Annotated in this window: 20 protein-coding genes; 14 read left to right on the top strand and 6 right to left on the bottom strand. The window is 64.8% G+C overall.

Features of this window, described 5'->3' with window-relative positions; all coding sequences use genetic code 11:
- Positions 1 to 104 precede the first annotated feature (104 nt).
- The 11 genes from GQO94_RS08975 (at position 105) to GQO94_RS08925 (ending at position 14,908) form a co-directional block, all read left to right on the top strand.
- Positions 105 to 1,532, top strand: coding sequence for a CmpA/NrtA family ABC transporter substrate-binding protein (locus GQO94_RS08975; protein ID WP_156840804.1), 1,428 nt, complete (start codon positions 105 to 107; stop codon positions 1,530 to 1,532).
- 40 nt (positions 1,533 to 1,572) lie between these two features.
- The gene (locus GQO94_RS08970) at positions 1,573 to 2,592 is read left to right on the top strand and encodes an ABC transporter permease (RefSeq protein ID WP_156840803.1); all 1,020 of its coding nucleotides are present in this window, start codon (positions 1,573 to 1,575) and stop codon (positions 2,590 to 2,592) included.
- A 22-nt stretch (positions 2,593 to 2,614) separates the two neighbouring features.
- Positions 2,615 to 4,309 carry an ABC transporter ATP-binding protein gene (locus tag GQO94_RS08965; protein WP_156840802.1) on the top strand — a complete coding sequence of 565 codons (1,695 nt, stop codon included), beginning with the start codon at positions 2,615 to 2,617 and terminating at the stop codon, positions 4,307 to 4,309.
- A 179-nt stretch (positions 4,310 to 4,488) separates the two neighbouring features.
- Positions 4,489 to 5,721: an alginate export family protein gene (locus tag GQO94_RS08960; protein WP_156840801.1), complete on the top strand. Its 1,233-nt coding sequence runs from the start codon at positions 4,489 to 4,491 to the stop codon at positions 5,719 to 5,721.
- Between the two features lie 43 nt (positions 5,722 to 5,764).
- Positions 5,765 to 6,613, top strand: a complete 849-nt coding sequence (locus GQO94_RS08955) for a formate/nitrite transporter family protein (protein WP_156840800.1) — start codon at positions 5,765 to 5,767, stop codon at positions 6,611 to 6,613.
- A gap of 82 nt (positions 6,614 to 6,695) precedes the next feature.
- Positions 6,696 to 7,142, top strand: coding sequence for a cyanase (gene cynS, locus GQO94_RS08950; RefSeq protein WP_232332842.1), 447 nt, complete (start codon positions 6,696 to 6,698; stop codon positions 7,140 to 7,142).
- Positions 7,143 to 7,395: 253 nt separating this feature from the next.
- On the top strand, positions 7,396 to 9,912 hold the full coding sequence (gene nirB, locus GQO94_RS08945; protein ID WP_232332841.1) for a nitrite reductase large subunit NirB: 2,517 nt from the start codon (positions 7,396 to 7,398) through the stop codon (positions 9,910 to 9,912).
- Complete coding sequence (gene nirD / locus GQO94_RS08940) at positions 9,909 to 10,277, top strand: nitrite reductase small subunit NirD (RefSeq protein WP_156840798.1); 369 nt, start codon at positions 9,909 to 9,911, stop codon at positions 10,275 to 10,277. Before nirB ends, nirD begins: the two co-directional genes overlap by 4 nt.
- Positions 10,278 to 10,283: 6 nt before the next feature.
- Positions 10,284 to 12,860: a nitrate reductase gene (locus GQO94_RS08935; protein WP_156840797.1), complete on the top strand. Its 2,577-nt coding sequence runs from the start codon at positions 10,284 to 10,286 to the stop codon at positions 12,858 to 12,860.
- Positions 12,857 to 13,672 carry a uroporphyrinogen-III C-methyltransferase gene (gene cobA / locus GQO94_RS08930; RefSeq protein WP_156840796.1) on the top strand — a complete coding sequence of 272 codons (816 nt, stop codon included), beginning with the start codon at positions 12,857 to 12,859 and terminating at the stop codon, positions 13,670 to 13,672. The genes GQO94_RS08935 and cobA overlap by 4 nt, the downstream gene beginning before the upstream one ends.
- A 651-nt stretch (positions 13,673 to 14,323) precedes the next feature.
- Positions 14,324 to 14,908 carry an ArdC-like ssDNA-binding domain-containing protein gene (locus tag GQO94_RS08925; RefSeq protein WP_332310838.1) on the top strand — a complete coding sequence of 195 codons (585 nt, stop codon included), beginning with the start codon at positions 14,324 to 14,326 and terminating at the stop codon, positions 14,906 to 14,908.
- A 252-nt stretch (positions 14,909 to 15,160) separates the two neighbouring features.
- On the opposite strand, the gene eutC is transcribed toward GQO94_RS08925, so the two are convergent.
- The gene (eutC, locus tag GQO94_RS08920; RefSeq protein ID WP_232332840.1) at positions 15,161 to 15,916 is read right to left on the bottom strand and encodes an ethanolamine ammonia-lyase subunit EutC; all 756 of its coding nucleotides are present in this window, start codon (positions 15,914 to 15,916) and stop codon (positions 15,161 to 15,163) included.
- Positions 15,917 to 15,927: 11 nt separating this feature from the next.
- Positions 15,928 to 17,304, bottom strand: a complete 1,377-nt coding sequence (locus tag GQO94_RS08915; RefSeq protein ID WP_198045894.1) for an ethanolamine ammonia-lyase subunit EutB — start codon at positions 17,302 to 17,304, stop codon at positions 15,928 to 15,930.
- Between the two features lie 324 nt (positions 17,305 to 17,628).
- Here GQO94_RS08915 and GQO94_RS08910 point away from each other — a divergent pair, with 324 nt between their 5' ends.
- The 3 genes from GQO94_RS08910 (at position 17,629) to GQO94_RS08900 (ending at position 20,065) form a co-directional block, all read left to right on the top strand.
- Positions 17,629 to 18,471 carry a cupin domain-containing protein gene (locus tag GQO94_RS08910; RefSeq protein WP_156840793.1) on the top strand — a complete coding sequence of 281 codons (843 nt, stop codon included), beginning with the start codon at positions 17,629 to 17,631 and terminating at the stop codon, positions 18,469 to 18,471.
- 44 nt (positions 18,472 to 18,515) lie between these two features.
- Entirely contained in the window at positions 18,516 to 19,496 is a 981-nt protein-coding gene (locus GQO94_RS08905; protein ID WP_156840792.1) for a polysaccharide deacetylase family protein, read from the top strand.
- 89 nt (positions 19,497 to 19,585) lie between these two features.
- Entirely contained in the window at positions 19,586 to 20,065 is a 480-nt protein-coding gene (locus GQO94_RS08900; RefSeq protein ID WP_332310837.1) for an arsenate reductase/protein-tyrosine-phosphatase family protein, read from the top strand.
- Here the strand turns inward: GQO94_RS08900 and GQO94_RS08895 are convergent.
- From GQO94_RS08895 to modB, 4 genes are all read right to left on the bottom strand, one after another.
- Complete coding sequence (locus GQO94_RS08895) at positions 20,022 to 21,218, bottom strand: carboxylate--amine ligase (protein ID WP_156840898.1); 1,197 nt, start codon at positions 21,216 to 21,218, stop codon at positions 20,022 to 20,024. The genes GQO94_RS08900 and GQO94_RS08895 overlap by 44 nt on opposite strands.
- A 103-nt stretch (positions 21,219 to 21,321) precedes the next feature.
- Complete coding sequence (locus tag GQO94_RS08890; protein WP_156840790.1) at positions 21,322 to 21,723, bottom strand: winged helix-turn-helix domain-containing protein; 402 nt, start codon at positions 21,721 to 21,723, stop codon at positions 21,322 to 21,324.
- Complete coding sequence (locus tag GQO94_RS08885; protein WP_156840789.1) at positions 21,720 to 22,376, bottom strand: ATP-binding cassette domain-containing protein; 657 nt, start codon at positions 22,374 to 22,376, stop codon at positions 21,720 to 21,722. The genes GQO94_RS08890 and GQO94_RS08885 overlap by 4 nt, the downstream gene beginning before the upstream one ends.
- Entirely contained in the window at positions 22,373 to 23,038 is a 666-nt protein-coding gene (gene modB, locus GQO94_RS08880) for a molybdate ABC transporter permease subunit (protein WP_156840788.1), read from the bottom strand. The genes GQO94_RS08885 and modB overlap by 4 nt, the downstream gene beginning before the upstream one ends.
- Positions 23,039 to 23,048: the final 10 nt, after the last annotated feature.

Genomic DNA, 23,048 nt, shown 5'->3' with positions numbered 1-23,048 from the left:
GAACTTCAGAAATCATGTGGCAACGTCGCCGCCCGAACTGGTTCTTTTGAACCGGCATCGAGGCGGCTTTTTTGCGTTCGTCACCGGCAAACGGGATCGAAATAATGGGCTTTGAGCGGGGCATCGGTTTCAAACGGCGCGGAGTGATTGCCGCACTCTTCGTGAGCGTCGCGCTCGCCGGCTGCGGCAGCAAGGGTGGCGCGCCGGAAGGCGATGCGGTCAAGGCCGCTGCCGCACCGGGGGCAGTCGAGAAGCCCGTGCTCAAGCTCGGTTTCATCAAGCTGACCGACATGGCACCGCTCGCGATCGCCAAGGAAAAGGGCTTCTTCCAGGAGGAAGGGCTCAACGTGACGCTGGAGCCGCAAGCGAACTGGAAAGTCCTGCTCGACGGCGTGATCGGTGGCCAGCTCGACGGTGCGCACATGCTCGCAGGGCAGCCGATCGCAGCGACGCTGGGCTATGGCACCAAGGCCGATCTGATCGCGCCGCTCAGCCTCGATCTCAACGGCAACGCGATCACCGTGTCGAACAAGGTGTGGGAGCAGATCAAGCCGAGCCTGCCGGTGGACGGCGGCAAACCCGCGCATCCGATCTCCGCCTCGGCGCTGAAGCCGGTTGTCGCCAGCTTCAAGCAGCAGGGCAAAACGTTCAAGATGGGCATGGTCTTCCCCGTTTCGACGCACAATTACGAACTGCGCTATTGGCTCGCTGCGGGCGGCCTCAATCCGGGGTATTATACGCCGGGCGACGTCGGCGGGACGGTCGATGCCGATGTCCAGCTTTCGGTCACGCCGCCGCCGCAAATGCCCGCCACTCTCGAAGCCGGCACGATCGAGGGCTATTGCGTGGGCGAGCCTTGGAACCAGGCGGCCGTGCAGAAGAAGATCGGCGTGCCGGTAATCACCGACGACGAGATCTGGCACGACAATCCCGAGAAGGTCTTCTCGATCCGCAAGGACTTCGCCGAAAAGTATCCGGGCACGACGGCGGCAATGCTGCGCGCCATCATCAAAGCGCAACAGTGGCTCGATGCCGATGGCGGCAAGAACCGCGCCGAGGCGGTGAAGATTCTTTCGCAGCCCAATTATGTCGGCGCCGATCCGCAAGTGATCGCGGCCTCGATGACCGGCAAGTTCACGTTCGAGCCGGGCGATACCCGCCCCGCACCGGGCTTCAATATCTTCTTCGACAAGAACGCGGGCTACCCGTTCTATTCCGACGCGATCTGGTACATGACCCAGATGCGCCGCTGGGGGCAGATCCCCGAAGACCATGACGATGCCTGGTACGTGGCCCAGGCCAAGGCGGTCTACCGTCCGGATCTCTATCTCGCCGCTGCCAAGAAGCTGGTCGACGACAAGGTGATCCCGGCCGGAGCGATCCCCGAGACCGACGGCTTCAAGCCGGTCGACAACGGGTTCATGGACAAGATCCCTTACGACGGTCGCAAGCCCAACGCCTACATCCAGTCGCTCAAGATCGGCCTGAAGCAGGGCCAGAAGGTCACCGCCTCGGGCGTGACCGGCGGCTGATCGACGTTCGATGACCTCCAGCATCAAAGGGAGTTCCACCATGGCTACCGCATACGCCGACATTGCCGAACCGGGAGCCGCGACGGCCGCGCCGGCCACGAATGCCGCGCCGGCCGAAGGCGCGGTCCGATCCTCGCCGGTCGCGCCGGCCTGGAACATGCAGGCCGTGTTCGGCAAGGGCCTGATCGCCCCGATCGCCGGGATCCTGATCTTCCTCGGGGCCTGGGCCATGCTCGCGCCCAGCGTCGATACGTCGCTCGGCGCTCTGCCGGGGCCGCTGGAAGTCGCCGAACAGGGCGGCTCGCTGTTCGCGGAATGGCAGGCGTCGAACGAAGCCAAGGCGCAGTTCTATGCCGAACAGGATGCGCGCATCGCTGCAGGCACGCAGGCGATGGCCTTCGACTATGCCGGGCCGCCGACATTCCTCGACCAGGTCATCACCTCGCTCGAGACGGTGGCGCTCGGCTTCGTCCTGGCGACGCTGGTCGCAGTGCCGCTGGGGCTCGCCGCGGGCCTTTCGCCGGTGTTCAACGCCGCGATCAATCCGATCGTGCAGATCATGAAGCCGGTCAGCCCGCTCGCCTGGCTGCCGATCGTGACGATGGTGATCTCGGCGATGATCACCAGTGCCGATCCGCTGCTGCCCAAGGCCTTCGTGATCTCGGCGCTGGTAGTGATGCTGTGCTCGCTGTGGCCGACGCTGATCAACACCGCGGTCGGCACCGCGTCGATCGACAAGGACTTGCTCAATGTCGGCCGCGTGCTCAAGCTCGGCACGTTCCAGAAGCTGACCAAGCTCGTGCTGCCCTCCTCGCTGCCGTACATCTTCACCGGCATGCGGCTGTCGCTGGGCGTGGGCTGGATGGTGCTGATCGCGGCGGAAATGCTCGCGCAGAACCCGGGCCTCGGCAAGTTCGTGTGGGACGAATTCCAGAACGGCAGCTCGCAGTCGCTCGCCCGGATCATGTTCGCGGTGATCGTCATCGGCCTGATCGGCTTCGCGCTCGACCGGATCATGATGGCGCTGCAGACCTTCGTCAGCCGCAACCGCACCGTCTGACAATCGCGCAAGGAGACCGGACATGGCCAGCATCCTGACACTCAAGGGCGTGACCAAGGCCTACAAGAGCAAGGCGGGCGACGTCACCCACGTGCTCGACCACATCGATCTCGACGTCGAGGAAGGCGAATTCATTGCCATCCTCGGCTTCTCGGGCGCCGGCAAGACGACGCTGATTTCCGCGATCGCGGGACTGATCGAGCCTGATGCGGGGCAGATCCTGCTCAAGGGTCAGCCGATCGATGGCCCGGGCAAGGATCGCGGCCTGGTCTTCCAGTCCTATTCGCTGTTTCCCTGGCTCACGGTCGAGAAGAACGTCGCGATGGCGGTGGACGCGGTGCACAAGGATCGCACCGCCGCCGAGCGTGCCGCGCTGGTCAGGCAGAAGGTGGAGCTCGTCGGCCTCGGCCATGCGATGGACCGCAAGCCGTCGCAGCTTTCGGGCGGCATGCGCCAGCGCGTGTCGGTCGCGCGCGCCCTGGCGATGGAGCCCGAGATCCTGCTGCTCGACGAGCCGCTTTCCGCGCTCGACGCGCTTACTCGCGCCAAGCTGCAGGACGAGATCGAGCGCATCCGCAAGGAAGAGAAGCGCACGATCCTGCTCGTCACCAACGATGTCGACGAAGCCCTGCTGCTCGCCGATCGCGTCGCGATCCTGACTCCGGCACCGGCCGCCAGGATCGGGCGGATCTTCACTGTCGACGTGCCGCGTCCGCGCGATCGCGAGGCAGTGAACGACGATGCGCACTTCCAGGCGCTGCGTCGGGAGATCGTGAGCTACCTCGGCGAGCTGAACGCGGCGGGGACGGTCGGCGAAAGCGCGGTCGACCTGCCCAATGTCGTGCCGATCGACTTGCACCCCGCCAAGCCGGAGGCCGCGCTGCCCGATGCCTATGTCGAAGCCGGCAAGTCCGCGGTGCACACGCGCTATCTGGAATTCTACAAGCTCGACAAGGTCTACCCGACCCCGAAGGGGCCGCTGACCGTCGTCGAGGATTTCAACCTGCTGATGGACAAGGGCGAATTCGTCTCGCTCATCGGGCACTCGGGCTGTGGCAAGTCCACGGTGCTGACGATGGCCGCGGGGCTCAACGCAATCAGCAAGGGCGGCATCGTTCTCGACAATCGCGAGATCACCGCGGCCGGGCCGGACAAGGCGGTGGTCTTCCAGGCCCCGAGCCTGATGCCCTGGCTCACCGCGCGCCAGAACGTGTCGCTCGGCGTCGAACGCGTCTATCCCCATGCGGGCAAGGCCGAGCGATGCGACATCGTCGATTACTATCTCGACCGGGTCGGCCTGGGCGACGCCAAGGACAAGCTTGCCGCCGAAATGTCGAACGGCATGCGCCAGCGTGTCGGCATCGCCCGCGCCTTTGCGCTTTCGCCGCGCCTGCTACTGCTCGACGAGCCTTTCGGCATGCTCGACAGTCTGACGCGCTGGGACTTGCAAGACGTTCTGGTCGAAACCTGGAACCGGACCAAGGTCACCGCGATCATGGTGACGCACGATGTCGACGAGGCGATCCTGCTCGCCGATCGGGTGGTGATGATGACCAACGGCCCCAATGCCACGATCGGCAAGGTTCTCGAAGTCGATCTGCCGCGCCCGCGCGATCGCAAGGCGCTGCTCGATGATCCCAAGTTCTATCAATACCGGCAGGAAGTGCTGCACTTCCTGGCCGAATACGATCACGGCCCGGGCGCGAAAGCGGCCTGAGGTCCCGGAACGAGGCGCGTCCCTGTGAGGGGGCGGCGGCGGGCAAGGGTGGCCGTCGCCGGGACGCCAAATCCAAGGTCGGAGTTGGGAGGCTCCGCGCACAATCCCGGCGGACAACGGCGTCTGCCTTCGAATCAACCGGGCCCCCCGCTGGGGAGCCCGCTCGGAGGTACGCACCTATGAAGTCGTTTCTTTCTGTTTCCGCGCTGGCTGCCGGGCTTGCGATCGCCGCACCGTGTCAGGCCAAGGCCGGGGATCCGATCCCGGTCGGCGATGGCCTGACGTTCGACCCGATCATCGATGGCCGGCTGCGCTGGGAACATGTCGAGCAGGACAATGCCCTGAAGGATGCGGACGCGGTGACGCTGCGCATGCGCGGCGGCTTCGAACTGCAGCACGACAGCGGTCTCGCCTTCCTCGCCGAGGCCGAAGCCAATCTCGCGATCGGCGATCGTTACAACGACACGATCCCCGGCAATAACGGGTACCTCGGGGCCGAGCCCTATTCGGTCGTCGCCGACCCCCAGACCGTCGAGCTCAACCGGTTGCAGGTGGCCTACAAGGGCAAGGACCTGGGCCTGACCGTCGGCCGCCAGCGCATCGTCTACGACAACGCGCGCTTCGTCGGCGACGTCATCTGGCGGCAGAACGAACAGACCTTCGACGCCGTGCGCGGCACCGCCAAGCTGGGGCCCGTCGCGATCGACGCGACCTATGCGATCTCGCAGCGCACCGTCTTCGGCATCGACAGCCCGAACGAGCATTTCGACGGCGACTTCATTCTCGCCCAGGCCGGCATCGATACGCACGGCGTGAAGCTGAAGGCGTTCACGTATCTGCTCGACTACGATGACCGCGTCGCGTTCTCGAGCCAGACTTTCGGCATTCTTGCCAGCACGTCGATCCCGCTCGGCGGCAAGACCAAGATCGACGTCAGCGCGACGTATGCCCGCCAGTCCGACTACAAGGCCAACCCGGTCGATTACTCAGCCGATTACTTTTGGGGCGAACTGGGCGGCTCGGTCGCGGGCTTCGGCATCAAGGGCGGCTACGAGGAGCTGGGCAGCGATGATGGCATCGCCGCCTTCCAGACGCCGCTCGCCACGCTGCACGCCTTCAACGGCTGGGCCGACCTGTTCCTGACGACGCCCGCCGCGGGCCTGCGCGACTATTACGGATCGGTCGGCAAGGGGCTCGGCGACGTCGGCCCGCTGAAGGGGCTGAAGGCCGCGGTCGTCTATCACAAGTTCGAGAGCGACGTGGGCGGTCTCGATTACGGAACCGAGTGGGATGCCAATCTCGGGTTCAAGATCCAGAACTATGGCATCCTGCTCAAATACGCGAATTACGACGCCAAGGATTTCGGCGTCGATACCGAGAAGTTCTGGCTCCAGGCCGAATTCTCTTTCTGAGCGCAATCATCGACCCATTCCAGGAGACTTCAAGGAGACTGTCATGTCCTATCTCGCTCCGGCGGATTTCGTCGTAAAACTCATCGATGCCGGTGAATCCAAGATCAAGATGTCCACTCGCGACACCCTGATCCGGGCCTACATGGCGGGCGCGACGCTCGCTCTGGCCGCAGCCTTCGCGGTCACCATCAACGTCCAGACCGGTCAGCCGCTGGCGGGGGCGGTGCTTTTCCCGGTTGGTTTCTGCATGCTGTATCTGCTTGGGTACGACTTGCTGACCGGCGTCTTCGTGCTGTGTCCGCTGGCCGTGTGGGACAAGCGACCCGGCTGCGGCTGGGGCGGCGTGCTGCGCAACTGGGGCCTCGTCTTCATCGGCAATTTCGCCGGCGCGCTCACCACCGCGGTGCTGATGGCGATCTACTGGACGTATGGCTTTGCGGACGAGGTCAACGAAGTCGGCCAGAAGTTCGCCGTGATGGGCGAGAAGCGCACCGTCGGTTACGCCGCGTTCGGCGCGGCCGGCTGGCTGACGATCTTCGTGCGCGCCATGCTGTGCAACTGGATGGTCTCGACCGGTGTCGTCGGCGCGCAGATTTCCACTTCGGTGACCGGCAAGGTCGTGGCGATGTGGATGCCGATCATGCTGTTCTTCTACATGGTCTTCGAACACTCGATCGTGAACATGTTCCTGTTCCCGACCGGCCTCATGCTCGGCGGCAACTTCACCATCGGCGACTATCTGCTGTGGAACGAGATCCCGGTGGTGCTGGGCAACCTGGTGGGCGGCCTGACCTTCACCGGCCTGATGCTCTACGCCACGCACGCGCGCAAGCTGCCGAACCGCGGCGAGCCACCCGTGTCGGATCTTAAGCCGGTTTCGGTTGCAGCCTGATCCCCACCCTCATGCGGGAAGGGGAGCGCCACTGACCTGGCGCTCCCCGATTTCGCGGCGACGTTCCCCGCTGGAGACCACGATGATGATGAACAAATCCGACGTGACCGATATGATCATGGAAAAGAAGCGCGCGGCCGGGACCACCTGGGCCGAGATCGCGACGATGGCGGGATTGGGCGAGGTCTTCGTGACTTCCGCCTGCCTCGGCATGAATTCGCTGCCGCGCGAGGCTGCCGACAAAGTGGCGACCGGCCTCGGCCTGCCGCAGGAAGCGGGTGTCGTTCTCGCTGAATATCCCAAGAAAATGTTCGACCAGCAGGTTCCCACCGACCCTTGCATCTACCGTTTCTACGAGATCGTCGGCGTCTATGGCGAGACGCTCAAGGAACTGATCCAGGAAAAGGGCGGAGACGGCATCATGAGCGCGATCGACTTCGAAATGGATGTCGAGAAGATACCCAACGAAAAGGGCGATCGCATCGAAGTGCGCATGTCGGGCAAGTTCCTGCCCTACAAGAGCTGGTGAGCCGATCCGTCACATCGCCGCAGCCCACGGAATGCTGCGCTGCGAAAATTCTCTTGGCATCGCCAGGCCGAATCGGCTAATGTAGAAAAATTGAAGCGGCGCCCGACGAGGGGCGATCACACCGCTTCACCAACCCCATCGATAGACGCGTGGCAACGAAGCCGCCCGAGCCTGCTCCACCGCATGGAGTTGGTCCGAGGCGGCTTTTTGCGTTGTCGCGCGTCGCATCCGGAGACGCGACGTGAATGCACCGGTGAATTTCGAAGCAAACGGCCGTTCGCCCGGCCAGCGCCAGCGCCTTGTAGTGATCGGCAACGGCATGGCCGGCTGCCGCGCGGTCGAGGAAATCCTGGCGCGCGACGGCGATCGCTTTGACGTCACGATCTTCGGCGCGGAACCGCGCGTGAATTACAACCGCATCATGCTCTCGCCCGTCCTTGCCGGCGAAAAGAGCTTCGATGAGATCGTGATCAACGGTCAGGACTGGTATGACGACAACGCCATCACCCTCGTTTCCGGCGATCGGGTCGATCACATCAACCGCGAAGCCAAGACCGTCGTAGCCGCTTCGGGTCGCATCGAACCCTACGACAAGCTGCTGATCGCGACGGGCTCCGACCCTTTCATCATACCCGTTCCCGGCAAGGACCTCGAGGGTGTCGTCACGTTCCGCGATCTCGACGATGTCGACAAGATGCTGGCCGCCGCCGAAGCCGGCAAGGCGAATGGGGGCGGCGACGCGGTGGTGATCGGCGGTGGCCTGCTCGGGCTGGAGGCTGCGCATGGGCTCTCGCTTCGCGGCATGAAGGTCACCGTCGTTCATCTCATGCCCACGCTGATGGAGCGCCAGCTCGACGAAGCGGCGGGCTGGCTGCTCAAGACCGAGCTCGAAAGGCGCGGACAGACGATCCTGACCGGGGCCAACACCAAGCAAATCCTCGGGGCCGACGGTAAGGTCGCGGGCATCGAGCTGGCCGACGGCACCAAGGTCAAGGCGGATATCGTCGTCATGGCCGCGGGGATCCGTCCCGCCACCGGGCTCGCTGCCGCTGCCGGCCTCGATGTCGAGCGCGGCATTCTCGTCGACGATCACATGGTGACGTCCGATCCCGACATCCTCGCGGTGGGCGAATGCGTCCAGCATCGCGGCTTGTGCTATGGCCTCGTCGCGCCGTTGTGGGACATGTGCCGCAGCCTTGCCGACTACGTGACCGAGACGCCCAGCGGCTTCGAAGGCACGGTCACCTCGACCAAGCTCAAGGTCAGCGGCATCGACTTGTTCAGCGCCGGCGACTTTTCGGGCGCACCGGGGCCCAACGGCGAATTGTGCGAGGACATCGTCATGCGCGATGCCGCGCGCGGCCAGTACAAGCGAGTCGTCGTCCGCGACGGCAAGCTCGTCGGCGCGGTGCTCTACGGCGATACCGCCGACGGCAACTGGTACTTCGACCTGATGCGTTCGGAAGCGGATATCTCCGACATTCGCGAAGCGCTCATCTTTGGTCAGGCCTTCGCGTCCGGAGGTGCCCGGCTGGACCCTAGCGCCGCCGTTGCAGCGCTCTCGGACGATGCCGAGATCTGCGGCTGCAACGGCGTTTCCAAGGGCAAGGTCCTCTCTTGCATCGAGGGCGGTGCGCATTCGGTCGATGCCGTGCGCGCGACTTGCAAGGCCTCGGCCTCGTGCGGCCAGTGCACCGGCCTCGTCGAAACCCTGCTCACGCTGTCGCTGGGCAGCGAGGTCGAAAGCGGGCCGAAGACGATGTGCAAATGCACCAGCTTCCGCCACGCCGAAGTGCGCGAGCTGATCCTCGAGAAGGGCCTGCGCGAAATTCCGCAGATCATGCAGGAGCTGCACTGGACCACGCCAGACGGCTGCTCCTCGTGCCGGCCTGCGCTCAATTACTATCTGCTGTGCGCCTGGCCGGGCGAATACGAGGACGACCAGAAGAGCCGCTTCGTCAACGAGCGGATGCACGCCAACATTCAGAAGGACGGCACGTATTCGGTCGTCCCGCGCATGTGGGGCGGGCTCACCAATCCGCGCGAGCTGCGCGCGATCGCCGACGTGGTCGAGAAGTTCAACGCGCCGATGGTCAAGGTCACCGGCGGGCAGCGGCTCGATATCTTCGGGATCAAGAAGGAGGATCTGCCCGCCGTATGGGCCGATCTGAATGCCGCCGGGATGGTGTCGGGCCACGCCTACGGCAAGTCGCTGCGCACGGTGAAGACGTGCGTCGGCTCCGACTGGTGCCGCTTCGGCACGCAGGATTCGACTGGTCTCGGCGTCAAGATCGAGCAGATGACCTGGGGCAGCTGGATGCCGCACAAGTTCAAGATCGCGGTCAGCGGTTGCCCCCGCAACTGTGCCGAAGCCACGATCAAGGACTTCGGCGTGGTGTGCGTCGATAGCGGTTACGAACTCCACGTCGGCGGCAACGGCGGCATCAAGGTGCGCGCGACCGACTTGCTGTGCAAGGTCGCGACCGAGGAGGAGGCGCTCGAACACTGCGCCGCCTTCATCCAGCTCTACCGCGAGCAGGCCTGGTATCTCGAACGCACCGCGCCGTGGATCGAGCGGGTCGGGCTCGATACCGTCAAGGCCGCGCTGTTCGACGATCCCGAGACCATCGGCAGGCTCGCCGCGCGCTTTCGCTATGCGCAGCAATTCATGCAGGACGATCCCTGGGCCAAGCGCGCCGCGGGCGAGCGGGCGGATCTGCACAATCACATCGCGACCGTAAGGCCGCTCGAACTGGAGGTGGTGCAATGATCGGCAACTGGCTGGATATCGGACCCGTCACCCAGATCGAGCCGGGGACGGCGCGCACGCTCCCCGTGGTCGGGGGCGAGGAGATCGCGGTGTTCCACACGATGCGCGGCGAATTCTTCGCCATGGTCAACGCCTGCCCGCACAAGCAGGGGCCGCTATCGCAAGGAATCATCCATGGCGACGTCGTCGCCTGCCCGCTGCATAACTGGAACATCTCGCTGCGAAGCGGCAAGGCGCTGGGCGGCGACGAGGGCTGCGTTCCCACCATCCCGTTGCGCGTCGATGCGGGGCGGATCTACCTCAAGCGATCGGCGGTCGTCGCACCGCGCGCGCAGGACGCGGACGCCAACGCGAAAGCGGCCTGAGCCACGATGGCCGACGCGATCCGGACGACTTGCGCCTACTGCGGCGTTGGCTGCGGCATCGCCGCGACCGTGACCGGCGAGCGCGACGTGCAGATCGCGGGCGACGTGCACCATCCGGCCAATCGCGGGCGGCTGTGCTCCAAGGGCACGCACCTTGGCGAAACGGTCGGTCTCGAAGGCCGTCTGCTGCATCCGCAAGTGGACGGTCGGCCAGCAAGCTGGGACGCCGCGCTCGCTGCCGTCGCGGGACGGATGCGCGCGGCGATCGATCGGCATGGGCCCGACAGCGTCGCCTTCTACGTCTCGGGGCAGCTGCTCACGGAGGACTATTACGCGGTCAACAAGCTGGCCAAGGGTTTCGTCGGCACCGGCAACATCGATACCAATTCGCGTCTGTGCATGGCCAGCGCGGTCGCCGCGCACAACCGCGCCTTCGGCGAGGACGTCGTGCCGTGCTCCTACGAGGATCTCGACGCGGCGGACCTGATCCTGCTGGTCGGTTCGAACACGGCCTGGTGCCACCCGGTCGTGTGGCAACGGATCGAAGCGACACGGGCGCGGCGCGGCACCAGGCTCGTGGTGATCGACCCGCGCCGCACGGAAACCGCCGAGCAGGCGGACTTGCATATTCCGCTCGCGCCCGACGGCGATATCGCGCTGTTCAATGCGCTGCTTGCCGCGATGAAGGCTCGCGGACACGTCGACGACACGTACCTGGCCGATCACGTCGATCTCGACCCCGGCTTCTGGGACAAGCTTTCGCGCGACTCCGGCATCGAGCCTTCGCTGTTCGCGCGCCTCGCCGATCTGGTCGAGGCGCATCCGCGGATGATCACCCTGTTCAGCCAGGGCGCCAACCAGTCGCGTTGCGGAACCGACAAAGGCAATGCGATCATCAACCTGCACCTGGCAACCGGCCGCATCAATCGCGTGGGGGCGGGCCCGTTTTCGATCACCGGCCAGCCCAATGCGATGGGGGGACGCGAGGTCGGAGGGTTGGCCAACACGCTGGCAGTGCATCTCGGCTTCGAGCCCGACGCTCGCGCTGAGGTAGCGGCCTTCTGGAATACCGAGACGCTTTGCCCCGGTCCCGGCCTGAAGGCGGTCGACATGTTCCGCGCCGTGCACGAGGGGCGGATCAAGGTCCTGTGGATCATGGCGACCAATCCGGCCGTCTCGCTGCCGGACAGCGCTTTCGTGCGCGAAGCCCTTGCCCGCTGCGAGACCGTGATCGTTTCCGAAGTCATCGCTCGCACCGATACGGCGCGGTTCGCCGACATCCTGCTTCCGGCCCACGGCTGGGGCGAGAAGGACGGCACCGTCACCAATTCGGAGCGCTGCGTCAGTCGCCAGCGCGCGCTGTTTCCTGCGCCGGGCGAAACGCGGGCCGACTGGCGCACGGTAGCCGATGTGGCCGCGAAAATGGGCTGGGGCGCGGCCTTCGATTGGGCCGGCCCGGCCGATGTCTTTCGCGAATATGCGGCGATGACCGGCCTCGCCGCGCGCCGGGGCAAGGCGCTCGACCTGACGGCATATGATACAATCGACGGCCAAGACTACGATCGCCTCGAACCGTTTCAGTGGGGCGGCGCGCGGCCGTTGGCGTCGGGCTATCGCACTGCCTCGGGAAAGGCCCGCATGGTCTCGGTGCAGCCGCCCCGTTCGCTCGCCGATGCGGACTTTCCGATGCGCCTCAACACCGCGCGCTATCGCGACCAGTGGCACACGATGACGCGCACCGGTCTGTCGCCCACGCTGTCGCAGCACCGTCCCGAACCGCTGCTCGAGATCCATCCCGCCGATGCGAGCGCGCACGCGATTCTGGATGGCGGGCTCGCCCGAGTCGAGAGCGCATCCGGGGCCTCGGTGTACCGGGTTTCGATTGCCCACACGCAGCGCCCGGGCGAGCTTTGCGTGCCGATGCACTGGACCGACATGATGTCGGGCGAGGGCCGCACGAACCGGTTGCCGAACCAGTCGGTCGATCCGATTTCAGGGCAGCCGGGTTTCAAGGATTCCGCAGTGCGTGTCGAGGCCGTCACGCCGAAATGGCGCGCCTTTCTGGTAACGTGCGAGGCGCCGCAACCGATGGACCTCGTCTACTGGACGCGTTCGCGGCTTCGCGCAGGATGGCTTTACGAATTGGCAGGGGCCGGCACGATCGATCTCGATCCCCTGCTTCCCGAAGGCGAGCGTCTGGAAGTCGCGGACACTGCCAAGGGCATGCGGCGGATCGCGGTCAGGTCGGCCGAAGGCACGCTATTGGCCGCCATCTATCTGACGCGATCGGGAACGCTGCCGCCCCGGGAATGGGTTGCAGGCAAGCTCCTTGAGAGTGAACTCGCCACGCGTGAATTGCTCGCCGGGCGCCCCTCCGAGCCATTGCCCGATCGCGGTGCGATCGTGTGCGTCTGCCATGGCGTGGGTGAGCGGGACATCGCCAGAGCCGCCGATCAAGGCGCCGCCACAGTGGCCGCGATCGGGAGTGCGACGTGCGCCGGAACCAACTGCGGCTCCTGCCGCCCCGCCATCGCCAGGATTCTGGAGTCCGTGCAGTCCCTAGCCAAGGAAACCGTCTCATGACCGCAATCGATCGAGGAACCGTCTGGCTTGTCGGCGCGGGGCCGGGCGACCCGGACCTGCTGACGCGCAAGGCCGAGCGATTGCTGCAATCGGCCAGCGTGATCTTCTACGATGCGCTCGTCGGGCCCGGCGTGTTGGCGCTGGCTCCACCGCTCGCGCGGCTGGTTCCGGTTGGCAAGCGTTCCGGCCGTCACTCGAAGGACCAGAAGACGATCGACGCCTTGATCGTGGAAGCGGCGCTTGCGGGTGAGCGAGTGGTGCGCCTCAAGGGCGGCGATCCCTCGATCTTCGGCCGCGCGACCGAGGAACTGGACGCATGCCGCGCGGCGGGCATCGCGGTACACGTCTGCCCCGGTATCACCGCGGCCAGCGCGGCGGCAGCCGATCTCGGTCTTTCGCTGACGCTGCGCGGCCTCGCGCGGCGGCTGACTTTCGTCACTGCGCATACCGTGAAAGGGCAGAGCGTCGATCTGGATTGGCAGGCGCTTGCCGATCCGCAGGCGACGCTTGCGGTCTATATGGGCAAGGCGGCGGCGGCGGACGTGTCGGCGGGTCTCATCGGCGCGGGCCTTGCGCCGGATACGCCGGTCGCACTGGTCGAGAACGCCAGCCTTCCCGAACGTTCGACGTTCCACACCCGGCTCGATCTCCTCCCGCTCGCCGCCCGCACCGCCCTGGGCGACGGACCCGCGCTGCTGCTCATCGGCGAGGCCTTGCGGCAACGCGATCCCGCCGGCCCCGCGCAGTCGGGCGCGAGTGTGCTTGCAGATGCGGGCACCACCGGGGTAAATTCGTCTTATGGTAGTCGATGAAAAGGCTTTGGTTATTGAAACCATGCACGCGCAAACCGAGAAACAATTGGGTTATATCAGCTTTTCGTCAAGGGGATCTCACTTTGTCGGCTAAGTTCTGTCAACAGTCCAAGACGCTCGCTTATTTGAAAGCGGTCGTTGCCAAGTGAACCGAGGTTTGGCGCATATCGTCCCGAGCAAGATGCTGCCAATAGAATAGCTTACCCGGAAACAATGGCGGCTGTTCGGCTGTGTCCGTGCGCGCGCATGCAGTAAATTTGTCAACGAATTTTTACAACCGGGTTTGGCGTCCCAGCCCCTGCGGGCCTGACCGCGCTCTACCTCCGCTTGCGCTACGGCCGAGCCGCCTTCGCCGTCTCGTCGGCATAGCCGCAACGATCGCCTGACGCGTGCCGGGCCGCATGCGCGGCCCGGGCGGGATGCTTCGCCTCCCGTCAGCGGTCGCCACGCTTGTCGCGCGGCGGCGTTAGCCTCGGCTCGGGTGTGGCGGGGGGCGTCGCTGCCCCTTAGCCCCACCTCGACGGGGCGCAACCCGGCCGCTGCGCTTGCCCGGTTGCTACACTTCGTTGGGCTCCTTCGGCTGCGCCCCGCCTTCAGCCGGCGGGGCTGACGGTCCGCTCCTGCCGCCCCCCGCCACCCTGGCGCCGGTCCATGGCGGTTGAGGAAAGGAGTGAAGGAGATATGGCAAGGAGCGAACACCCCAGCCTCTATGGGGAGGTCACGCAGCGGATCATTGCCGAGCTGGAACAAGGTCGGCTGCCATGGGTGCAGCCCTGGGATGCGCCACTGTGTCCCTGCACGATGCCCAAGAACGCGCTGTCCGAGAAAAGCTATCCCGGGATCAATGTCCTGATCCTGTGGGCGGCGGCAAGCGAGTTGGGCTATTCGTCGCAGCGTTGGTTGACCTACCGTCAGGCGACCAAGACCGGGGGGCATGTCCGGCGCGGCGAGAAGGGGACCGTGATCTACTATGCGGACCGGTTCACACCCAGGGACGACGCGGCAAAGGCGAGCAGCGAGGATCGCGACGCAAGGACGATTGCCTTCCTCAAGCGCTTTACCGTGTTTCACACAAGCGTCGAAATGACCGGCCACGGCTTCCGCGCAATGGCATCGACCCTGCTCAATGAAAGCGGCAAATGGCACACTGACGCCATCGAACGCGCACTGGCCCATCGAGACAGCGACAAAGTCCGCGCTGCCTACCGCTCCTTCCGCAGACATCCAAAAAAATAGTGAGAATTCGGGAAACGGTCGCTGTTGCGCGCTGTGTTTGTTGAGAGTTGCCCGCAGATATCCATCGCCATGCGCGCTTAGTTGGGATTTGGGAAAGGTGCCGATATCTGAGTAGTAGCGTGGCCCAGACGTGGGATGTGCGCCGATGCGGGGGTTACGGATACGGCCCGCATATCCTCGAGCCCGAGCCGGTCCAGCCTATCCCGGCAATAGACCCGCCGTTCGCTGACCCAGTTACCGCTGGCTGAACGATTAGCGGTTCTCGGGAGCGGGGAGGCTCGAGGGCTTCTCCGCCACCGGCAGGTCCATTTTCAACGACACGCCGGTGCAGGATAATCTGCGGGCTTCCTTGACCAGCCAGTCAATTTGCGTGGCGGCAACGGGATAGGCGAGACCGTCCGGCTCGCGGACATTGGAAATGCAGTTGCGTTCGTGATCACGGCGCCCGACATGCGGGTGCCATGTCGTATAGATGCCGAGACTGTCCGATGAACTGAGGCCGGGCCTTTCGCCAATCAACATGACGATCAGCCGGGCCCTGAGGCGTTCTCCGATGTCGTCTCCCAACGCGACCCGCGCCTGGGTAGCAATGACGACCGGCGCCTCGCTATAACCCGCTTCGATGGCACCGAGCGCTGTCAGCAGGGGAATGGCATGGCGCTCGACGGCGAGGGCGGAAAGGCCGTCGGCAAGGACGAAGGCGATGTCGCAATCGGTCTGCTCCAGGCTCTTGGCGCTTTCCTCGCTCAATCGACGACCGAGATCGGGCCGGCGCAGATAGGTCTGTCGGTCCTCCGCGCGGCTCGTGACAATCGCAGCGGGGCGACGGCTCAACCGATCCGCGAGGTGCTGCGTATCCAGCGTGGCGTGGACGGCGTCACGGGCACAGGCGTGGTCGGCCTGAAAATCCAGCATCGCATCCGTCGGCAGGCCGGTACCGGCATTGCCCAGGCCGACTCGCGCGGGCGTCGCCGCGCGCAACCGCATCCACTTGTCTGTTTCGCTCACCGGTAGCCGGCTCACGAGGCGATATCACCCAGCTGGTGCTCGAGCATGCCGACGCGCTCGAGCTTTGGCAAACCGCCCAAATCCCTCAATCCGCTGCCTTCAAGCCAGTCCTGGAATTCCGGTGCGGCAGACAGGCCGAGCTGGCGGCGCACGAACAGGGCATCGTGGAAACTGGTGGACTGATAGTTCAGCATGACATCGTCCGATCCGGGCACGCCCATGATGAAATTCACCCCCGCGAGGCCAAGCATCATCAGGATCGCATCCATGTCATCCTGATCCGCCTCGGCATGGTTGGTGTAGCATATGTCCATGCCCATCGGCAGGCCCAGGATCTTGCCGCAGAAATGATCCTCCAGCGCGGCGCGGGCGATCTGCTTGCCATCGTAGAGATACTCCGGACCGATGAAACCGACGACGCTGTTGACCAGCAAGGGGCGGAAGGCCCGAGCGACGGCGTAAGCGCGCGCCTCGATCGTCTGCTGGTCGACCCCGTGATGCGCGTCCGCCGAGAGTGCCGATCCCTGACCGGTCTCGAAATACATGACGTTGTCGCCGACGGTTCCGCGTTTGAGCGCCGAAGTCGCTTCGTGCGCCTCCTTCAGCAACGCCAGATCGATGCCGAAGCTGCGGTTGACCGCTTCGGTTCCGCCGATCGACTGAAAAGCGAGGTCGACGGGGGCGCCTCGCTCGATCGCGGCCATCGTCGTGGTGATATGCGCCAGCACGCAGCTTTGCGTCGGGAGCTCGAGGCGGGTGTGCACCTCGTCCAGCATATATAGCAGCGAACAGGTGCTGCCGACATCGTCGGATACGGGGTTGATTCCGATGACGGCATCGCCGCACCCCATGCACAGACCATCGAGCACCGAGGCGGCGACACCCTTGGGATCGTCGGTGGGATGATTGGGCTGCAGGCGCACTGCCAGCACCTTTTCGCCGCCCAGGCGGTTGCGAAAGGACGTTTCCACCCGCCGCATAGCCGCGACCGCGACAAGATCCTGGTTTCGCATGATCTTCGATACCGCCGCCACTATTTCCGGGGTCAGCGCGTAGGCCAGGCGTTCCAGTTCCGCTGAGGAAGCGGCGAGCAGATATTCGCGCAACTCTCCCACCGTCTGCGAAGCCAGCGGGGCGAACGCGTCCTCGTCATGCTGCGTGGCGATCAGGCGGGTTACCTCGTCCTCTTCATGGGGAACCACTGATTCCGCCGCGATGGTACGCAGCGGCAGATCGGCCAGGACATGGCGCGCCGCGACCCGTTCCGCCGCGGATGTCGCCGCGACACCGGCCAGTTCGTCTCCCGAACGTTGCGGAGATGCTTTCGCCAGCACCTCTTTCAGGTCGCTGAAGACGTAGCGGGTGGCGCCTACGCTATGGGCAAACATGATCCGTCCTCATTGTGTTCAGGATCCCCGTTTGATCGGGACCGTTCAAAGACGAAACGTCCAGGTTGCGCCAAAAGTTCGCGGTCGTGGCCGGAAATTGCAAAACTGGGCAGAAGCCCTCCGGCCCCGAGCTTTGGCGTTCGTTCTCGTTGGTCGGCTTCGTGCCGGACAGCGGGACCGAGCATCGCTGGTCAGCACAACCGCACGTGGTTAGCCGGATGCTAAGGATTTGTGTCGGATAAGGCCGTGTTGCCGAAACGGGATCAGCGGCGGGATGCAAGGCAATCCGAGCGGATCTGATTGTGCGCGGACGGTGTAAGTGAAATGAAGGTCTTCCCCTCGGCTGCGCGAGCGACGTTCGCGGCGAACTATCCCGAAATCCCGCATGGTCTGAGCCACGACTTACACAATCATCCCTTGCTGGAACTCGAGGCGCTGGCACAACTGGCCGAGCGGCTTCCGCAATCGGCGATAGAATACAACGCCGCCGATCAACCGATCGGAGTGGATGGCAAGCCCGAGCCGACCGGCGTCCCGATCGGCGAAACCATCCGCCGGATCGACAGCAGCGCCAGCTGGGCGGTGCTCAAATATATCGAACAAGACCCGGATTACGCCCGGCTGCTGAACGACTTGCTCAGCGAGCTGCGCCCGGCGATCGAAGCGAAGACCGGCGCTATGCTCAAGACCCAGGCGTTTGCCTTCATCACGTCGCCGGGGGGCGTGACCCCCTATCATTTCGACCCCGAGCACAACATCCTGCTGCAGTTACGCGGCACGAAGACCATGACCCAATTTCCTGCCGGCGATCCAGCCTATGCACCCGACGAGGTGCACGAGACCTATCACCTCGGAGGCGGGCGCGAGCTCGCATGGCGGGACGAGATGCTGGCAGGCGGACGGGAATTCCCGCTTGGTCCCGGTGAGGCGATCTACGTTCCGGTGATGGCGCCGCATTTCGTTCGCAATGGGCCGCAGCCGTCGGTTTCGCTGTCGATCACGTGGCGCTCGGAATGGAGCTTTGCCGAAGCGGATGCCCGCGGCATGAATGGCGTGTTGCGGCGGCTCGGAATGAAACCCGCCGCGCCCGGCAGATGGCCGGCGACCAATCGCACCAAGGCGATGAGCTGGCGCGCGCTACGCCGAGTGAAAGCGATGCGCGGCTGATCTCCTTAAAGGAGCATCAATCAAGCTGCGCTAAGGCCATCGGTATGCTGCCCGTATTTCTCACAATCGACACGGAATTCTCGTCCGGCATGTTCGGCCAGGGCGCGGCGCGCGATTGGGAAGACAACTTTCGCACGTGCATCGCTTGCGAGACGAGCAAGGGCGATGTCGGAATATTCTATCAGATGGACGTGGCGGATAGGCACGGCCTCAAGCTGGTGTTCTTCGTCGATCCGATGCCTGCGCTGGTCTGGGGGATCGAACCCATCAAGCGCGTGGTCGGCCCGATCCTCGAACGCGGCCACGACGTGCAATTGCATCTTCATACGGAGTGGCTCGCATTTGCCGAGAGCAATCCGCTCGGCAGCCGAACCGGCAAGAACCTCGCCGATTTCTCGGCAGAAGACCAGTTGGTGCTGCTGACGGTCGCTCTCGAAACGCTGATGGCGGCAGGCGCGCCGTTTCCGACGGCGTTTCGAGCCGGCAACTATGGCGCCGACGACAACACCTTGCGGTGCCTGTCGCAGCTCGACATTCCTTTCGACACGAGTTTCCCGCCTGGCCTCGACCAATCGGATTGCCGCCTCTCGTTTGGCGCGCACGTGCTCACGCCCACACAGATGCATGGCGTGACGGAACTTCCGATCGGGGCCATCTCGAGCCGCGGAGACAGCCGCCGGCACGTGCAATTGACAGCCATGTCCGACTGGGAACTGCGCGATGCCACGCGTCACGCCGTAGCTGCCGGCTGGCCCGCATTGGTGATCGTGTCGCACAGCTTCGAGATGATGAACCGCAAGCGCGGGACGTCCAATCGCATCGTTCGGTACCGGTTCGAGCAATACTGCGAATGGCTTGCCGGTCAGTCGGCGGCCAGGACCGCGGACTTGCGCGACCCCGGCCTGAACGATTTGCTCGGGTGCGACTCGCTCACCGAGCCCACGCAGCTATTGCGGCACAACCCCACGCGCGAGCTCTTGCGGGTGGGTGAGCAGGCGGTCGCGAATTTGCTGTATTCGCGATGAGACATGCGATCGAAACGCGGTTCGGGACTTGGCGCGGGCTCGTAAGGCTCCTGCTCGCTTACGCGGAAGTCGGCCTCAGGATCGCGCCCTTGCGGCGGCCCGAAGCCAAGGACGTCAAGCGCCTGGTGTTCGTCTGCCACGGCAACATCTGTCGCAGCGCCTATGCCGACGTTCTGGCCCGAAAGTTCGGCGCATCCGCGTCCTCTTTCGGCCTTTCCACCTCGACGGGAAAGCCCGCGCATCCGCCCATTGCCGCCATAGCCGATGCCCGGCACCTCGACCTGCATGGCCATTTGACCACTGCGGTGGAAGACTACCAGCCGCAGCCCGGTGACTACCTGCTCGCGATGGAAGTGCGTCATCTCAGAAAAATTGCGGCCAATCCTGCACTAAGGGCGATTCCGCGCGGATTGCTTGGGTCCTACGGCCGCGTTCCCGTTCCCCACTTGCATGACCCCTACAAGCTCAATCCTGCTTATGCGGAGGTATGCATCACCCGAATTGAAGGTGCGGTAGCGGGTTTGATCAAGACTTACCCTTCCGCGATCGTCTCCGGGTCGAATCGATAAGATCCCCGAAAAACGGCTTCGGGTCGTCTGCGGACCAGACGTAGTACCGGGTCTTCGGATTGAAGAACTCGCCCAGGAATTGCGCGGAGAGGCGCAGCTTCTGCGAAAGCGAAGCCGATTTGTTGGTCAACTGCACCCACAAGTGTTTGACGTCCGGAGCGACGAAGCGAGACCGACCGTCGCGTGACCGCGCTTCGCGATCGGTGCGATCCTCGCGCCCGAACCTGCGATAGTATTCCCAGGCGAATTCGGCGCCGCAGCTCGATGCCAGCGGCAGGCTGCCCCAGAATCTGCCGTTCACTTCCATCAGCCAGTACCTGTGGGTCTGAGGATCGTAGCGATACTCCACCATGGCAGGCCCGCTCCAGTCCATCGCCGCCAGAAGCGCTTCCGAACGCTGCATCTGCTCGGCATGACGATCGAGCGGCAGAGATCTGGCCAGCGACGACACGCCCCCGGTCGGCGGCCATTCCCTGAGGCGTTGATGCTGAAAGCGCAGAGTGGCCTTGCCATCCTGCATCATCAGCATCTGCCCCAGGCCAAACCCGGGGCACCAGGTCTGGACGAGCGGCCATTGGTTCAAGCGATCGTAGCGCCCCAGGATCTGCAGAAGCTGGGACGCGTCCGTCGCATAGTCGACCTTCTCAAACGCGATCCCGGCCGCGTTGAGCTGGTCGAGAATGTCCGGCGGGCTGGGCCACTTCACGGCGACGGGATAATGCAACGAAGCGGCCTTCGCAGCGAAGTCCGAGTCCGGCACGGGCTGCCAGCTATCGGGAACGCTCATCCCCAGCGTCTCTGCAAATTCGAGCGTGCGGCGCTTGTCCAGCACCAGCGCGAGTTGCTCGCTTGCGGGGGAAAGAACCTTGCAGCCGACCAGCTGCGGCGCCAGCTTCGCCAGTTCGATCAAGTGATGTTCGGAAATCGCCATGATCGCGGAGACCCGATGTTCCGCGACGAAGCTGGGAAGCCAGTCCGCCAGCGGCTTGCCGATCGTGGCGAATTTGCGCGTGTATCGCGAGTGTCGGCCAAGCGACAAGGCGCTGCCGCCCAGCGCGAGGACCGGCACGCCATGTCGGCCCAGCTCCCTGATGACCGTGAGCCCGATCGGGCTGTCTGCCCCGAGTACCGCGACTAACTCGTGAGGTGGCATCACACAAAGGACCTTCGGATTGGCTTGGCGTTTACGGTCAATCGCGATGGCTTGCGGCAAACCCCATTCCCGAGAATGGTAAGTCTCTACGGATAAGATTTCGCTAATGCTTCGCCGGGGAGCGGGGCGACTGCGCCGGGGCTGGGCGCTCGCGCAACGTCGCTGTCAGGGCGTGCAGCGCCGCTCCGCCGCTCGCCTGGTCCAGGTCCGCCTGAAGCTGGCGGTACTGGGCGAGGATCGCCGTACCCAGATCGGTCAGGCGAGCGCCGCCGCCCTTGCGGCCGCCCTGGACCGTCTCGACCAAGGGCGAGTGCCAGCAGCGGTTCATCGTATCGACGAGCAACCAGGTGCGGCGATAGCTCATGCCCAGCGCGCGTCCTGCGGCGGAAATCGATCCTTCGCGCGCGAACGCCTCGAGCAAGTCGGCCTTGCCGGGCCCCATGGCGATCTCGTCGTCGCAGAGGATCTGCACCTTGATCTTGCAAGCGGAGTGCGCCCTCGTCATTGCCGCCGCTCAGCCATCTTGCAGTCCGCCAGAGCGCCGTCGCGGATCCGGAGGATGCGGGCGCCCAGCCTTTCCGCTTCATGCCGGTCATGCGTGACGTACAGCACCGGCAGGGCGAATTCGGCGAAGAGTTGCTCGAAATGCGCCAGCAGCGCGGTGCGGGCCTCGCTGTCGAGCGCGGAGAGAGGCTCGTCCATCAGCAGCAGCCGGGGTTGGCACAAGAGCGCCCGCGCCAGCGAAGCGCGCTGCGTCTCGCCACCCGAAAGCCGCGACGGCGTGCGATCGAGCAGCGGTCCGATGCCGGTCAGCGCGATCACGCGGGCGGCGTCGAACGGCCCATCGGGCGCGCGCCTTTGGGCGTAAGCGAGGTTACGGCGTACCGTCAGGTGCGGCAGCAGGCTTCCGCCCTGAAAGACGTAACCCACCGGACGCTGGTGGGGGGGGACGAAGCGGCTCTCGTCCTGCCAGGTCTCTCCGCCGACGCGAACCTCTCCGGGCAATCGTTCGAGCCCGGCGACCGCCCGCAGGATCGTGGTCTTGCCCGAGCCCGAGGGGCCGGTGAGGCAGGTGACGCCGCGTTCCGGCAGACCGAACGCCACCTCGAGCGCGAAATCCCGGCTGACGGGGCCACGCAGTACGATCCGACCGCTCATCGCTCGAGCGCCGAAAACCGCCGGTCGGCGAGGAACAGCAGGAACAGCGCGACGAAGGAGAACACCAGCAACCCTGCGGCGATGCGGTGCGCCGCGGCGAAATCGAGGCTTTCGACAAGGCGGTAGATGCGGGTGGAGAGCACTTCGGTCTCGCCCGGGATGGCGCCGCCGATCATCAGCACGACGCCGAATTCACCGACGGTATGCGCGAAGACGAGGATGGCCGCGGAAACGAAGCCGCGGCGCGCGAGTGGTACGACCACGGTCAGGAAGCGATCGAGCGGCCCGGCGCCCATGGTCGCGGCGATCTCGAGTGGGCGCGTGCCGATGAGTTCGAAAGCGGTGCGTAACGGCTGCACCGCGAAGGGAAGTGAATAGACCAGCGATCCGATCACAAGGCCCTCGAACGTGAACGCCAGCGTGCGAATGCCGAACGGGTGCAGCAGCGCCATCAGCGGGCTGTCCGGCCCCAGCGCCACCAGCACGTAAAAGCCGATGACCGTGGGGGGCAGGACCAGCGGCAGCGCCACCAGCGCGGCGATCAGATCTTTCGTCCAGGACGACGAGCGAGTCAGCCACCAGGCGAGCGGGGTCGCAAGGATCAGCAGCAGGATCGTGGTGATCGCGGCCAGTTCGGCGGTGGTGCGGATGACGAGACCCATCGGCTGGAGG

This window comes from Novosphingobium aquimarinum (genome assembly GCF_009746585.1).
GTDB classification, from domain to species: Bacteria; Pseudomonadota; Alphaproteobacteria; order Sphingomonadales; family Sphingomonadaceae; genus Novosphingobium; species Novosphingobium aquimarinum.
The sequence above is the reverse complement of the archived record's forward strand: the minus strand, read 5'-3'. Positions and strand labels throughout refer to the sequence as shown.